Annotated in this window: 11 protein-coding genes and 2 tRNA genes; 9 read left to right on the top strand and 4 right to left on the bottom strand. The window is 48.7% G+C overall.

Going from position 1 to position 15,010, the window contains the following annotated elements; all coding sequences use genetic code 11:
- Positions 1–80: 80 nt before the first annotated feature.
- Positions 81–1,067 (top strand): NAD(P)H-quinone oxidoreductase, encoded by a 987-nt coding sequence (locus tag KIU71_RS12435; RefSeq protein WP_214131602.1) that lies wholly within the window; start codon positions 81–83, stop codon positions 1,065–1,067.
- Between the two features lie 9 nt (positions 1,068–1,076).
- On the opposite strand, the gene rnhA is transcribed toward KIU71_RS12435, so the two are convergent.
- Positions 1,077–1,538 (bottom strand): ribonuclease HI, encoded by a 462-nt coding sequence (rnhA, locus tag KIU71_RS12430; protein ID WP_214131601.1) that lies wholly within the window; start codon positions 1,536–1,538, stop codon positions 1,077–1,079.
- 83 nt (positions 1,539–1,621) lie between these two features.
- On the opposite strand from rnhA, the gene dnaQ reads away from it, so the two are divergent.
- The 6 genes from dnaQ to KIU71_RS12400 all read left to right on the top strand — a co-directional run bounded on the left by dnaQ (position 1,622) and on the right by KIU71_RS12400 (position 6,187).
- Positions 1,622–2,344: a DNA polymerase III subunit epsilon gene (gene dnaQ, locus KIU71_RS12425; RefSeq protein ID WP_214131600.1), complete on the top strand. Its 723-nt coding sequence runs from the start codon at positions 1,622–1,624 to the stop codon at positions 2,342–2,344.
- A gap of 19 nt (positions 2,345–2,363) precedes the next feature.
- The gene (locus KIU71_RS12420) at positions 2,364–3,788 is read left to right on the top strand and encodes a TIGR03503 family protein (RefSeq protein ID WP_214131599.1); all 1,425 of its coding nucleotides are present in this window, start codon (positions 2,364–2,366) and stop codon (positions 3,786–3,788) included.
- A gap of 165 nt (positions 3,789–3,953) precedes the next feature.
- Positions 3,954–4,030, top strand: a tRNA-Asp gene (locus KIU71_RS12415).
- A 19-nt stretch (positions 4,031–4,049) separates the two neighbouring features.
- Positions 4,050–4,126 (top strand) — tRNA-Asp (locus KIU71_RS12410).
- Between the two features lie 131 nt (positions 4,127–4,257).
- Positions 4,258–4,938, top strand: coding sequence for a lipoprotein-releasing ABC transporter ATP-binding protein LolD (lolD, locus tag KIU71_RS12405; protein ID WP_214131598.1), 681 nt, complete (start codon positions 4,258–4,260; stop codon positions 4,936–4,938).
- Positions 4,939–4,942: 4 nt separating this feature from the next.
- Positions 4,943–6,187, top strand: a complete 1,245-nt coding sequence (locus KIU71_RS12400; protein WP_214131597.1) for a lipoprotein-releasing ABC transporter permease subunit — start codon at positions 4,943–4,945, stop codon at positions 6,185–6,187.
- A 13-nt stretch (positions 6,188–6,200) separates the two neighbouring features.
- Here the strand turns inward: KIU71_RS12400 and KIU71_RS12395 are convergent, their stop codons facing one another.
- Both KIU71_RS12395 and KIU71_RS12390 read right to left on the bottom strand, forming a co-directional pair.
- Positions 6,201–6,449, bottom strand: coding sequence for an EF-hand domain-containing protein (locus KIU71_RS12395; RefSeq protein ID WP_315853290.1), 249 nt, complete (start codon positions 6,447–6,449; stop codon positions 6,201–6,203).
- A 555-nt stretch (positions 6,450–7,004) separates the two neighbouring features.
- Positions 7,005–8,354, bottom strand: a complete 1,350-nt coding sequence (locus tag KIU71_RS12390; RefSeq protein ID WP_214131596.1) for a dicarboxylate/amino acid:cation symporter — start codon at positions 8,352–8,354, stop codon at positions 7,005–7,007.
- Positions 8,355–8,473: 119 nt separating this feature from the next.
- Here KIU71_RS12390 and KIU71_RS12385 point away from each other — a divergent pair, with 119 nt between their 5' ends.
- Entirely contained in the window at positions 8,474–10,720 is a 2,247-nt protein-coding gene (locus tag KIU71_RS12385) for an Ig-like domain-containing protein (protein ID WP_250207475.1), read from the top strand.
- Positions 10,721–10,773: 53 nt separating this feature from the next.
- Here the strand turns inward: KIU71_RS12385 and astB are convergent, their stop codons facing one another.
- Positions 10,774–12,111 carry an N-succinylarginine dihydrolase gene (gene astB / locus KIU71_RS12380; protein ID WP_214131595.1) on the bottom strand — a complete coding sequence of 446 codons (1,338 nt, stop codon included), beginning with the start codon at positions 12,109–12,111 and terminating at the stop codon, positions 10,774–10,776.
- A 257-nt stretch (positions 12,112–12,368) separates the two neighbouring features.
- Between astB and topA the strand changes: the two genes are divergently transcribed.
- On the top strand, positions 12,369–15,008 hold the full coding sequence (gene topA, locus KIU71_RS12375; RefSeq protein WP_214131594.1) for a type I DNA topoisomerase: 2,640 nt from the start codon (positions 12,369–12,371) through the stop codon (positions 15,006–15,008).
- The last annotated feature ends 2 nt before the right edge of the window (positions 15,009–15,010 follow it).

The raw sequence follows: 15,010 nt of genomic DNA, 5'->3' as shown, positions 1-15,010 counted from the left end.
GTGATTATACGCAAACCCGACGTTAAGCACAGTAACCTTCTGTGCCGCGCTCTCAACTATCTGCACGGGAGGGAATGATTATGCGCTACATAGATTTCGATCCGACTGACCAAACGACCTTGCGTGATTCAAGTCTTTTCTTGCAAGCGTGCGAAATGCCTGTACCTGATAAGAATGAACTGCGAGTCAACGTTCGTGCGTTCGGGATTAATCGGGCAGACACGTTGCAACGACAGGGCAAATACCCGGCGCCGCCCGGGCACAGTCACGTGTTAGGTCTTGAAGTATCTGGCGTGATTGATGCGGTTGGCGCTGAGGTGAGTGACTGGAACATCGGCGATCCGGTGTGCGGGCTTGTTGATGGAGGCGGGTACGCGGAGTTCGCCATCATGGACGCCGCACACGCAATGCCAATACCCACATCACTGTCATTTGAACAAGCCGCAGGTTTACCGGAGGTATTTCTAACGGCTTATCAGAGCCTTTTCGGCTTGGGTCAATTGCGCCAAGGGCAGCGAGTACTCATTCATGCTGGCGCCAGCGGCGTTGGATTGGCCGCAATCCAACTGGCAAAAAAGCGCGGATGTGAAATCGCCGTCACCGCATCAAGTGCGGAAAAGCTGTCGCTGTGTGAGGCAATGGGGGCGAGTCATCTAATCAATTATCGGCAAAATGACTTTGCTGATGAACTTACGCGTAATCATTTTGCCGCTGATGTTGTGCTTGATTTTGTTGGCGGAGATTACCTAAATCGAAACCTCTCAGTGTTGAACACGGACGGAACCATTATTTATCTCGCCATGCTAGCGGGGCGCTACGCCGATGCGCTGGATATGGCGAAGCTGCTATCCAAGCGGGCAACCTTGCGGGGTTCCACTTTACGCAATCGTTGCAAAGCGTATAAGCGTGATCTCGTAGCCCAATTCATGCAGGCGTTTCATGCTGATTTTAATTCTGGCGAACTCGTCGTCAATCTCGACACCATCTACGCTGTCGAGCGCATCGCGGAAACTCATCGACGCTTAGAGGCGAATGACAGCATGGGGAAACTGGTGGTGACGTGGTAAGTAAAGGCATTATGCAACGTAGCCGGTATCGTCGATACGATTAGCCGATTCTGCAGCGGCACGAGCTAACGCGTCGCAGCGTTCGTTTTCAGGATGGCCAGAATGACCTTTAACCCAACGCCAGTCGACATTGTGCGCTTGAACAGCCTTATCCAGCCGTTGCCATAAATCAGCGTTTTTGACAGGTTGCTTGGCTGCGGTGCGCCAACCATTGCGTTTCCAGTTATGGATCCATTGATTGATGCCATTCTTTACGTACTGGCTGTCGGTGGTGAGCACAACGTCACAGCGCTGTGTCAACGATTGTAAACCGACGATGGTGGCCAGCAATTCCATGCGATTATTGGTGGTCAGGGTATAGCCCTGAGAGAGCTCTTTACTGTGTTGATTAAAGACCAAAACCACACCGTATCCGCCGGGGCCAGGATTGCCCAGACATGATCCATCCGTAAATAGTTGTACTTTTTTCATCCTTTGCGGCCTCTTCTGCATGGAGTCATTTTCAGGGTCGGGTATACTAGCGTAAATGTAGAGTAAATGACGAGTTGAATACGATGCGACAAATAATTTTAGATACAGAAACAACCGGTATCGATCCGAAAGAAGGGCATCGCATTATTGAAATCGGTTGTGTTGAGCTACTTGATCGAAAGCTAACGGGTAATCATTTTCACGTTTACATTAATCCACAGCGTGAAATTGAACAGGAAGCAATTGACGTGCACGGCATCACCAACGAGTTTTTGCGTGATAAGCCACTGTTCGAAGACATCGCACAGGATTTTGTCGCCTTTATTCGCGGTGCCCAACTGGTTATTCACAACGCGCCGTTTGACGTGGGGTTCATGGATTTTGAGTTTGCTATGACACCCAGTGTCACCGATATTCGCACCGCGGATATTTGTGATGTGTTAGATACACTCCAACTAGCGCGGAAAATGCACCCAGGTCAAAAAAATAACCTTGACGCATTGTGCAAACGTTATGGCATAGAGAATGGCCACCGAACCCTGCACGGCGCTTTGTTGGATGCAGAAATTTTAGCCGACGTTTACCTCATCATGACCGGTGGTCAAACCAAACTCAACTTAGCCGGTAAGCAGTCAAATGACAGTGCTCAGTATGATGAAGATGAGAAGCGCGCCATTGACCGCAGTGCATTGACCTTTAAGGTTATTCGAGCAACGGCCGATGAATTAGAACAACATGAAACTCGCTTAAATGTGGTTGAAAAAGAGGGGGGCAGCTGTTTATGGCGGTCGCAACCCGCGGACTGAGGGTAGAACACGCTTGAACATGCTTAGACAAGGTTACTCATTGTGCCTGTTGTACTTGTGCATTGCAGTATTGCCTCTGCGACTCGGTGCTCAGCAAAATGAGGATGTCGCTGAGAGTCGACCCAGCCCTTTGACTGAATTGGGCGGGGAATATCACAACAGTATTAAGTTATTGCAAAATCGCTTTCGCATCGACTACAAGGTTGATGAAATCACCTTGGTGTTTTTCCGTGAATTTGGTTCAGCCCCTGTGGTTTTGGTTAGACCGGACGGCTCAAAGATATTTCAATCGCAGGCGGATGAACAAGACATCTTTTGGTATGACTCGAACACCTACGATATGATCAATATCAAGAATCCTACGCCCGGGCCGTGGCAGGCGGTCGGACAAATTCTGCCGAATAGTCGTGTGATGGTGCTGTCCGATATCGTATTGCACGCTGAACCCTTACCGTCAATGATTTTTTCAGGTGAGATCCTTAAGCAAACAGCCTATCTGACCAACGGCGAAGAGCCGATCAACTACAGTCAATTTCGTGACGTAGTGACACTGTCTATCGAACTGGCCAGCAGTAATAATCCAAACTTTGACAACTTCGGGGCAAGCAGCGAAATCGTTGCTACCTTTGAAGACAATGGTTTGGGCATGGATGAAGCGCCATTGGACGGCACATTTACGGGGCAGTTTAATCTCGCTATCGCAGCGGGGGAGTGGCGTCCACTGTTCCGCGTGACAACGCCAATGTTTACGCGAGAACAAGTCGGTGAACCGCTGATCCTTCATCCCAACCCTATCCGTATTGATGTTGAAAAAGACGGTGGTGGGGAGGGGTATCATAAATTGTTGATTGACGCAGAACGCGAACTGGTCGATATGTCATCTCTCCTGATCGACGGCAAAGTTCGCTTTCCAAACGGTGATATTCAAAACTTCTCGTTAACTGAACTCTCAGCTGACACACGAGAGCACCTTGTGGTTAACTACGAATACGGGGTTTTTCGGGTCAAAGTGACGGCCTATGGCAAAACGGTTGACGGTCGGGACTTTATTTTAGACGTGCCTGAATATACTTTTGCCACCACTGAACCCGAACCTGAACCCGTTGCAACAGGCGTCGACGACGGTACATCAAGCGAAAGCACTGATGGAATGACTCAGCGTGCACAAGGCCCTACGCACTCAATGAATGCAGATGCTCAGACAGTGATGAAGCAGCCCAGTGCAAATGCCGATGAATCGCCAGACCTGCTGTTTTGGATAGTGGTAGTGAATGGCTCGATTATAGGCGTAGGTATCATCGTGGCTGGCGTGGTGGTGCTGCTTAAACGCCAAAAAACGGCAAGCGGATTGAGCCCGAATAATCTCGAGCTAAACAGCCTTGAGGATGCACAGAAAAAAGGGGTCTTTGCGCGATTGATATCAAGATTGCCGTTTAAAAAGTAAACGTTGGTGACGTGGATCGCTGGAAATAGCAGCAATCGAGCGCTTTGGGCAGAGTTTGCACCAAAAAACCGTTGACTCGTTTGTGCCTAACCCGTATCATCTGCGCCGCAATGAGGGAAGCACATCTAGCATGTTGAATAACTTATTGTTTTTGTTGATAAATGTGGAGCGGTAGTTCAGTTGGTTAGAATACCGGCCTGTCACGCCGGGGGTCGCGGGTTCGAGTCCCGTCCGCTCCGCCATTATTTGAATCCCCTGTGCGGAGTGGTAGTTCAGTTGGTTAGAATACCGGCCTGTCACGCCGGGGGTCGCGGGTTCGAGTCCCGTCCACTCCGCCATTCATTTGCAATTTTCTATTGATCTTACGCTAGGGCAGACCCTAAAAAGCACCGTTATTTTTTCGTGTTTAAGCTGCTTACTGCGCGTCAATTGCGGTATCATTTAGCAAATCAGTTTGTTCCGGTATCTTATGTCATCACTGTTGCAGTGCCGCTCAGTTAGCAAGCGTTTTCAGGACGGTAAATCCACGGTCAACGTACTCAACAAGGTTAGCTTTTCAATCCATCACGGGGAGCAGGTTGCCATTTTAGGCAGTAGCGGCTCGGGAAAATCCACACTTCTGCATATTTTGGGCGCGCTGGATAGACCCAGCGAGGGCGACGTTTTGATTGATGGAGAAGCACTTTTCTCATTGGCAGATGCAAAACAGGCCGCGTTTCGAAATAAGCATTTGGGCTTTGTCTATCAATTTCATCACTTGCTACCTGAGTTTTCCGCGGTAGAAAATGTCGCCATGCCCCTTTTGATAGCAGGCTTAAAGCCGACTACAGCGTTGCAACAAGCCGCCACTATGCTTGACAGAGTGAATCTGTCACACCGCCAACATCATAAACCCAGTGAATTATCCGGGGGAGAGCGGCAACGTGTGGCTATTGCACGAGCGGTGATCAACGAGCCGAAGTTGGTTCTGGCCGATGAACCAACCGGCAATTTAGACAAATCCACGGGTGAGTCGATCGCTACGCTATTATCTGAATTACGTGACTCATTGAATACCGCGTTCATCGTTGTGACGCATGACACACAAATGGCGCAGCAATTTGATCGCATCATGACGTTAAGCGATGGCTTTTTGAAAGAGGCGCCATAACGCCATGATTTTTAGTTCATTACCACTCACCATTGCGCTGCGTTTTCGAAAAAGTAAACAGTCACAAGGTTATGTGTCATTTATTTCGTTGTCTTCAACCTTCGGAATTGGTCTGGGTTGTTGTGTTCTGATCTTGCTGCTGTCGGTAATGAATGGATTTGAGCGTGAGCTGGAACAGCGGTTGTTAGCGTTGATCCCTCATGGTGAACTATACGCCGTCTCGCCAGACGGTATTGAGAATTGGCAGGTGGAAGCAACGCAGTTAAGTGAGCTAGCGTCAGTGAAGTCCGTTCAACCCTACGCCACCTTAACGGGGATGCTACAACAAGCAGACAAGATGAAAGCGATCGAACTGACTGCGCTTGACCCACAATATGCTGCTCAAAACAGGCTATTTGATTACTTGGACGATACCACCATTGCTCAATTCTCTCGGGATCCTCGAGCGTTGATACTCGGCAAGGGAATTATGCAGCAGTTGTCGTTGCAACAGGGGGATAAAGTTCAGCTACTCATCCCTTCAATTACCGATGACTTGTCTTTTAAAGCGCCTCAGAGTGTCTGGTTGAATGTGGTGGGTCAGGTGTCGATTGGCGGTGAATTAGACAATCAGCTGGGATTCGTACCACTGTCGTTAGTTGCGGATGAATTATCAATTGACCACGGTGCTCAGGGGTTGCGTTTTGAACTGGTTGAGCCATTTAATGCCCGTGCAGTGATGCGTGAAATTGGTTATTCATTTCAGCAAGCGGTGTTTATGTCAGATTGGACACGCACACAAGGTCACCTGTATCAGGATATTCAGTTGGTTCGCGTGATCATTTACATCGCGCTCATTCTAGTGATCGCTGTGGCCTGCTTTAACATTATCTCCGGGTTGGTAATGACCGTTGAAGAGAAGCGTAGCGCAGTGGCGATATTGAAAACCATGGGGATGAATAATCGCGCGATTAAGGTCGTATTTGTTTTACAGGGCTTGTTTAATGGTGTGTTGGGAATTTTCGCCGGTTCTCTGTTGGGTGTGATATTGGCGCTGAATTTGTCTGACTGGATCCGTGCGCTTGAACAGACACTGGGCGTTTCGTTGCTCTCCGGCGATATTTATTTTGTGGACTTTCTCCCCTCTCAACTTGAATGGCTGGATGTGGTCGTGACCGTGTCAGTTGCGCTGGTCTTGTGTGTGTGGGCGACATTGTATCCGGCGGCAAAAGCCGCCAAGATACAACCCGCCGAAGCGTTAAGTCACTAACGCTTAACAGGTCTTAGTAGGGTAAACCTGAGCTGGCAAATTCAGATTCACTGATAAAGCCATCAGCGTTCGTGTCCACCATGTCGAACATTTCACTTAAGGTAGAATGAGCTTTTGCCTCAGTTTTCGAGATAACGCCGTCGGCGTTAGTGTCTAAACTTGTGAATAAGTCATCTTCTGCGAAGGCAGGTGATGAGGATAAAGCGCAGGCAAAACAAACGGCTGTGGTCAGTATCATGCTATTTCTTTTTAATGAGTTCATGGTCAATTCCTCGCAAATTTTTATTCTGCCATCAGGCTTGATGGCTGCGTAGACTTCCGTCTTACTACCGCTATTCCATAAAGCATGCCACATTGTAAACTCACTATTTTACAGGCGGTTATCGCTACGTGAGGGTGTATATCCCACAAAATTGGTGGTGAAACTGTCGCAAAGCATCTTCACCGTGGTGTGACAAAGGCTGTTTTTAGGATAAATCCAACTAACCTGAATTTGGGATAAAAATATCTGCAATCCTATGAATTTATTGCATATTTTGATTGACGCTATCCAGTGGTGGCCGAAACCTCGAGATCAAGGTACTCACGTGAAGGAATAACGGGTTCTTTCGAGCTCGAGAAACGCAGAATATCGAGGTCTAGGGCGCTGCTGGACAGCGATACTTATCCCAAATTCAGGTTAACTATTTCAACGTGATAAAATGTACCCAATCCGAAACACAGCGATAGACCTGCTGGTAGATTTAACAGGGGTATAAAAAAGGCCGCGACAAAGTCAGCGGCCTCTGTGTGGGCTATTCAGTACTGTACCAGAGCTTTATGGTTCATTGTGTTTGAAATCTTTAAAATCAACTGACTCTTTTTTAGCACCTGCATCCGGATCATTGTACACCTCGTAGTCAAGTTCCTTCTCGCTGTGAGCAACGATACAGGCCACCGTACAATCGCCGGTTATATTGACGACAGTGCGAGTCATATCTAGCAAACGGTCAACCCCAATAATCAAAACAATGCCTTCAACCGGTAAGTTAACCTGCTGCAACACCATCGCCAGCATGATTAATCCGACACCGGGTACGCCAGCAGTACCAATTGACGCTAGCGTTGCGGTAAGCACGACCATCAGAAGATCCGTCGTACTGAGATCGACGCCGTACACCTGAGCAATGAACACGGTAGCAACGCCCTGCATAATGGCAGTACCGTCCATATTGATGGTGGCACCTAGAGGAATAGTAAACGAGGAAACACTGGGTTTGACCCCAAGCTTGAATCGCGCTGTTTCTAGCGTAACAGGTAAGGTTGCGCTACTGCTGGATGTGCTAAACGCAAACAGGGCTGCGTCACGCATTTTGCGAAACAATACTAACGGATTGAGCCCCGTAAACAATTTCAACAACGTAGGATACGTAATCACCGCATGACCGATGAGGACAAAGAAGACTAAGAAGAAATAGGATGCCAGGCTTTGCAACATATCGGCACCGACGGTGGAGAACAATTTTGCCATCAGTACGAATACCCCATACGGAGCCAGATTCATAATGATGGTCACCAACTTCATGATCACCGTGTTGATATCTTCAAAGAAATTGGCGATCCGCTTTCCCGCGTCACCCGTCATCGCCATGGCGATACCAAATAGCACCGCAAACACGATGATTTGCAACATATTGCCTTCTGCCATCGAATTGATTGGGTTGGACGGAAACATATTGATAAAGACTTCTGATAACGGCGGGGCTTCCTTTGCGTCAAATACTGCATCAGTGGGTCTTTCAACCCCGGACCCTGGCGTGATTAGTAACGCCATGAACATGGCTAAGCTCACTGCAATACTCGTGGTAAGTATGTACATACCGATCGATTTTCCACCAAGTCGCCCCAGTTTGCTGGGTTCACTCAAGCTGCTGGTACCACACACCAGCGACACAAAAACCAACGGCACAACCAGCATTTTCAAACTGGCTATAAAGATAGTACCCAAGGTCGAAAATATACCGTCTACTAGAATCGTATACGTGGATACGCTCAACCCAAATAGGCTAAAGGTGAAATCTCCGTTATCATCAAACAGTAATTGAAGCAGACTTCCCGTCACGATCCCGGCAATCATGCCGATAAAAATGCGTGCGGTTAGGCTATATTTAGTAGAATCGTCAGACATGCAATATCCGAGTGTTATTGTTGTTGTAGCGGATAGCCTAGCAAGTTTGCTTGTTAACCTGAACCTTTTAACACACCAAACTGTGGTATTTTGATGCTTATCACAGCGGGGAAAACGGAATGAACGATATGTTGCCATCGGTTGTTAGATCTTTTTTATTCATTTGCACTCTGTTTCTAGTCAGTGCGTGCGGCGGCGGTGGTGGAATTACCGACGGCAGTAACGGTGGCGGCGGTACGCCAAACCCACCGCCGACCACGGTATTGAGCTTGAGTGTCAGCTTGGTTGACGCCAACGGCCAACCCGCCAGTGATCTAAGTGCTGAGTCTTCATTAACGGCGCGTGCATCAGTCACTGATCAAGATGGTAATGCCGTAGAAGGCGAGTTAATCAACTTCTCATTCACGCCAGAGGGGCTTGCAGCATTCAATAATGACAGCGGCACTGCCGTGACCGGCAGTGATGGGGTTGCATCGATAGGCATTACGGTAGGCGATGACTCAGGCGGTGGCGTGGTTGTAGCCTCCTTGGGTGACCTAACTGCGCAAGCAGGCTTCACCTCCAGCGGCACTGTGGTTGAGCAGGACTTGCCTGCCAGCCTACAACTTTTCGCAGATTCTCCGCAACTCTCCTCAAGTGGTTCAGATGAAATCGAATTGACCGCGATTGTTAAAAACGATCGCAATGTACTACTGGAAGGGGTTACCGTTGATTTTTCTGCCAATGCAGGTGCTGCCGTCATGCGCAGTCAACCGGTGACCGATGTGGATGGTGTTGCTCGGGCGACTCTGCGAACTGGCGGGAATCGACAGAATCGTACGATTATCGCCACCGCAGAAATTACGGATGGCGTATTTTTGCAGGAAACGGTCGACGTTGCGGTTGTCGGCACTGAAATTACCGTCAACAGTGCAAGCTCGGTCATTATTGATGATACGGTTGACGTTACCATCCGTTTAGAAGATTCGGATAATCAGGGTATCAATGCTCAAACGGTTACGGTAAGTGCATTTAATAGTGCGGGTACCGATGTCACCGCTGATGTGTTGAGCACCACGTCTGTGCTGACTGATGTGGGTGGAGGCGCCACGCTGCAATTTAGTAGCTCGACCAGCGGCACCTACACTGTTGTTGCATCGGCGCTGAACGCGCAGGAAACGTTTGATATCGCGGTGCAGCAAGACCAGTTTACCTTTGTTAACCCACCTGACATTAGCGACGTTAATGATGACATTCCACTTAACTCAGACTTTACCCTGACGGTTCGTTGGTTAATCGATAGCGTGCCATTTGCCGGAGGAAATATCGATTTCGCCACCTCACGTGGAACCATAGTGAGTGCGTCCACTGATACGTCCACGGATGCGAATGGTCAGGCAGATGTTACCATCCGCAGCACCAGTGCCGGGCAAGCCGATATCATTGCAACCGGAACAGATGCGCAGAACCGTCAGGTATCGGCGAGACTCAAAGTGGCGTTTATCGCAACGCAAGCTAATGCAATTTACGTGAACGCGACCCCCGATGCGATTGGCCCGGATGGTCAAACGGCGACAATTTCAGCAGTGGTTCGCGATCCGGTGGGTAATTTGGTACGCAATAAGTTAATCAACTTTAATGTGGATGATGTCAGTAATGGCAATCTGACCAGCCCTCAAGGGCGTACGGATCGACGCGGCATCGCAACCACGGTGTATGAGTCCAATGCGGTGTCTGGGTCCGAGATGGTTATCGTTACCGCGACGGTGGATGACACACCCAGTGTATTCTCCAGTACAGAACTTACGGTGGGAGATCGTCCGTTTGATATCTCCATTGGTACAGGTAACCTGATCCGAAACGACGACGACTCAACCTACACCAAAGAGTTCTCAGCTTTCGTGACTGACCCTGATAGCAATCCTATTGCGAATACCGCATTAACCTTCCGCGCGCCGCCTAATCCAACAGCAAACGATGGTGTGTACCGGAAGGGAACATGGCGCTGGGTAGATGATCCAGGTATTTGGGTACCTGTTGTCAACGCAATCTGCCCTAACGAAGATGTTAACGGTAATGGCATTCTTGACCCTGAAGATGTGGACACGAATGGTGATGGCATGCTGACGCCGGGCAATGTGGTGTCAATTACTGAATCTGCGGCAACGGACGAAAATGGACAGGCCATGGCGTTTGTGCGCTACGCACGTCAATTTGGCTTCTGGACAGAGGTGTTGATAGAGGCATCCGGTGAGTCAGCCGGCAGTGAGTCGAGTGAAAATATGTATTGGCGCTTAGTGGTTGCTGCTGATGACCTGCAAGATGAAGCCTCGCCGCCACCGGATAGTCCTTATGGTGTATCAACCAGCTGTAGCGATACGCTCTAACGTATATCGCAGAGATTAAGGCCTGACCCCGGCGACGGGCTCAGGCCTTTTTATTATTGTTGAAAGGGATAGACCGAGCCGAGCTTCATGATTTGTGTCAGCTCATCCAACGCGGTACGTGACTCAATCAGCAACTGAGGATCGCACAGATCCTGCACGCTTAATGTGTCGCGGTAGTGTTTATCGACCCAACGATTGAGGCGCTCAAATTGTGCATCGTTAATCAATGCGGATTGATTGACTGCATCCAGTTCCTGATCATTCATCGCAACCCGCAGTCGCAGACACGCCGGACCGCCGCCGTTTTGCATGCTTTGCTTCACGTCAAAATACTTAACTTCCTTGATCGGCGTTCCCTGGCTGACCAAACGGTTAAGATAGCTTGCCACAGCGTCGTTTTCCTGGCATTCCGTTGGCGCTACTATCGCCATATCGCCACTCGGTAACGTGATGATCTGGGTGTTAAATAAATAGGTTTTCACGGCATCGGCCACACTGACGTCAGCGGTATTCACTTGAATTAAATGCAAAGGACTGTCGCCAAATTTACGTTTAATCTCATCCAATGTTTGCTGCGTATTGGTGAAGGCTTGCTCATGGAAAAACAACACATTCTGATTGCCTACCGCAATAACATCATTATGAAACACACCCTGATCAATGACGTCGGGGTTTTGCTGGATGTACACGACGCTTTCTTCGCTTAAACCGTGCAGTCGGGTGACAGCCTGACACGCTTCAAAAGTATGTCTGGCGGGGAATTTTTTCGGGGCAGGTTTACTGCTGTCAAAGGCGTGCCGGCCATACACGAAAAGCTCTAGGCCTGCGTGCCCATACTCACTGCATAAGCGGGTATGGTTCGCCGCACCCTCATCACCAAAGTGCTCGTTGTCGGGTAAATGCAGGTGATGCGCGAAGTATTTCTCATTGGCAAAGATAGCTTTCAAAATATTGCCGGTTACCGTTGGCTCAAGCGAACGGTGGTATTTGTTAGTGAGATTGGCAGGGGTGAAATGCACTCTTCCGTCCTGCGTGTCTGCGCTCGGCGAAACGGTCGCTGCATTGGCGGTCCACATACTTGAGGCTGAGCAACAGGCTAAGAAAATGTGCGGCGCTTGTTCAAACGCATCTTTCAGCACCCGAGCATCACTGCCGGTAAACCCTAATCTGCGCAGCGCATAAACGTCTGGACGTTCCTGAGGTGCTAGCACACCTTGCACCATGCCCAGATCGGCCAATGCTTTCATTTTTTGAAGGCCTTGCTTCGCCGCTTGCTTTGGATTACTACTTGCGTTTGCATTGTTCAGCGAGGCGACGTTACCATAGGATAGACCCGCGTAATTATGGGTGGGGCCGACGAGGCCATCAAAGTTAACTTCAAAGTGCTGCATATAAAGGATTTCCTGTGCCGATGTGTTCCTAATGCGAGGCATTATACGCATTTAAGGATCGCTGCCAATCGCACTGGTTAAAAAGCGACCAGTTTGAGTGGTGGTTAAATAGCCAATAACGGTTATCTATTAATAAGAACTTGTTTTCTATTCACTTTGCCGATATATGTTAAAAAAGCTTTATTCATATAGCGTTTGTTGGTTTTTCATTCAACGCTGTGTAAACCTCATTTAAATCAAAGGTTTAATTAAATTTCATGACGAAATCACTGGTCATTGTGGAGTCGCCAGCCAAGGCAAAAACAATAAATAAATATTTAGGTAAAGATTTTATTGTTAAATCAAGTGTTGGCCATGTTCGCGACCTCCCGACAAAAGCATTAGGTAATGTAGAACCCAAAATGCCCGCCAAGGAGCTGAAAAAGCTTCCCGAGAAAAAACAGCAGGAATACCTTAGAAAACACGAATACCTGAAGTTAGTCGATCGCATGGGTGTTGACCCTGAAGATAACTGGCATGCTCATTATCAGGTACTACAGGGTAAAGAAAAGGTTGTCACGGAGCTAAAAAAGCTAGCCAAGAACGCCGACACCATTTATCTCGCAACGGATTTGGATAGAGAAGGGGAGGCTATCGCCTGGCATTTACAAGAATTGTTAGGCGACAAAGGCAAACATTATAAGCGCGTTGTCTTCAACGAGATTACCAAAAACGCGATACAGGAAGCATTCCAGCAGCCCTCAGAGGTTAACCTTGCTCGTGTTAATGCACAGCAGGCCAGACGCTTCTTGGATCGTGTCGTTGGCTTTATGGTGTCGCCACTGCTGTGGAAGAAGATTGCACGGGGCCTCTCTGCGGGGCGTGTTCAATCGGTAGCGGTAAGGCTGGTGGTAGAGCGTGAGCGCGAGATCAAAGCGTTCGTACCGGAAGAGTTTTGGGACGTGCATGCCGATCTGACCGCCAAAGGCGATACGCCACTGCGCATGTTGGTCGCCAAACAAGCAGACAAGGCGTTTAAACCGAAGAACAAGTCACAGACCGATGCCGCTGTAGCGGCATTGACCGCGGCAGATTACGAAGTGTTGCAACGTGAATCAAAGCCGACCTCCAGTCGGCCGTCAGCGCCATTTATTACGTCAACGCTGCAACAGGCTGCCAGTACACGGTTAGGGTTTGGGGTTAAGAAAACCATGATGATGGCACAACGCCTTTATGAGGCTGGGCACATCACCTATATGCGAACCGATTCAACCAATCTTAGCCAAGAGGCAGTGGGCGCTTGCCGCGACTTTATTCAGAACGAATTTGGTGCCAAGTATGTACCCGACTCACCGCTTAGTTATGGCAGTAAAGAGGGGGCGCAGGAAGCTCACGAAGCGATACGTCCTTCAAATGTGAATGTTAAAGCAGCGTCGCTTACGGATATGGAACGTGATGCACAACGTTTGTATGAGTTGATTTGGCGTCAGTTTGTGGCCTGCCAGATGCCGCCCGCTAAATATGATGCAACAACCATTCGGGTTAAAGCGGACGATTTTGAACTCACCGCAAAAGGCCGTGTGTTGAAGTTTGATGGGTGGACGCGGGTTCAATCACAGTTGCGTAAAAAAGGTGAGGAAGACCTCAGCTTGCCAGACGTCAAAGTGGGCGATAAGTTAACGCTCAACAAACTCGATCCAAAACAGCATTTCACTAAGCCAGTTGCACGATTCAATGAAGCTTCATTGGTTAAAGAACTTGAAAAACGCGGTATCGGGCGCCCGTCAACTTATGCGAGTATCATTTCTACCATACAGGATCGCGGTTATGTGCGACTAGACAATAAGCGCTTTTACGCTGAAAAAATGGGTGAAATTGTTAATGATCGTTTGATGGAGAATTTTGACGATCTGATTGGCTATGATTTTACAGCCAACATGGAACAACAATTGGATGAAATCGCGCAGGGCGAGAAAAACTGGAAAACAGTTCTCGACGAATTCTACGCGGATTTTTATCAGAAATTGCTGCAAGCAGAGCGCGACGCCGAAGAGGGAGGAATGCGCCCAAATCAGGCAGTTCCTGCTGGCATTGAATGCACAACCTGCGGGCGTGAGATGAATATTCGCACTGCCAGTACGGGGGTTTTCTTAGGGTGTTCTGGGTACAATCTACCACCCAAAGAACGTTGCACGAAGACCATGAATCTGACGCCGGGTGATGAAGTTGTTAAGGTTGAAGATGAAGAAGAGTTGGAAACCGAAGCGCTGCGCTCCAAACGTCGTTGCGACATTTGTGGTACCGCGATGGACAGCTATCTGGTCGATGAAACGCGTAAACTACATGTTTGTGGTAACACGCCAACGTGCCCTGGTACCTATATCGAATCAGGCACGTTTAAACTGAAGGGCTACGACGGCCCGATCATTGAGTGTGATAAATGTGGTTCAGATATGGAGCTGAAAAACGGCCGATTTGGAAAGTATTTCGGGTGCACTGCAGAAGATTGTAAAAACACCCGAAAATTATTGCGCAGCGGCGAGCCAGCCCCGCCTAAAGAAGATCCGGTCGATTTACCGGAGCTACCGTGTGCAAACTCAGACGCGCACTTTGTATTACGCGATGGTGCATCGGGTATTTTTATGGCGGCGCACAATTTTCCGAAATCGCGGGAAACACGCGCACCATTAGTCTCTGAATTAGCCCGTTTTCGTGATCGTATTTCGCCCAAGTTCTATTATTTGGCCGATGCTCCGGCAAAAGACCCCGATGGGAACGCCACACTGGTTCGTTATAGCCGGAAAACCAAGCAGCAGTATGTCATGTCTGAAGATGAAAACGGTAAAGCCACAGGTTGGTCTGCTTGGTATGATAAAGGCAAGTGGTCTGCCGATGATAAACGTAAGAAGAAGTCCTAGTT

Source organism: Alteromonas oceanisediminis, from assembly GCF_018474025.1.
GTDB lineage: Bacteria > Pseudomonadota > Gammaproteobacteria > Enterobacterales > Alteromonadaceae > Alteromonas_E > Alteromonas_E oceanisediminis.
The sequence above is the reverse complement of the archived record's forward strand: the minus strand, read 5'-3'. Positions and strand labels throughout refer to the sequence as shown.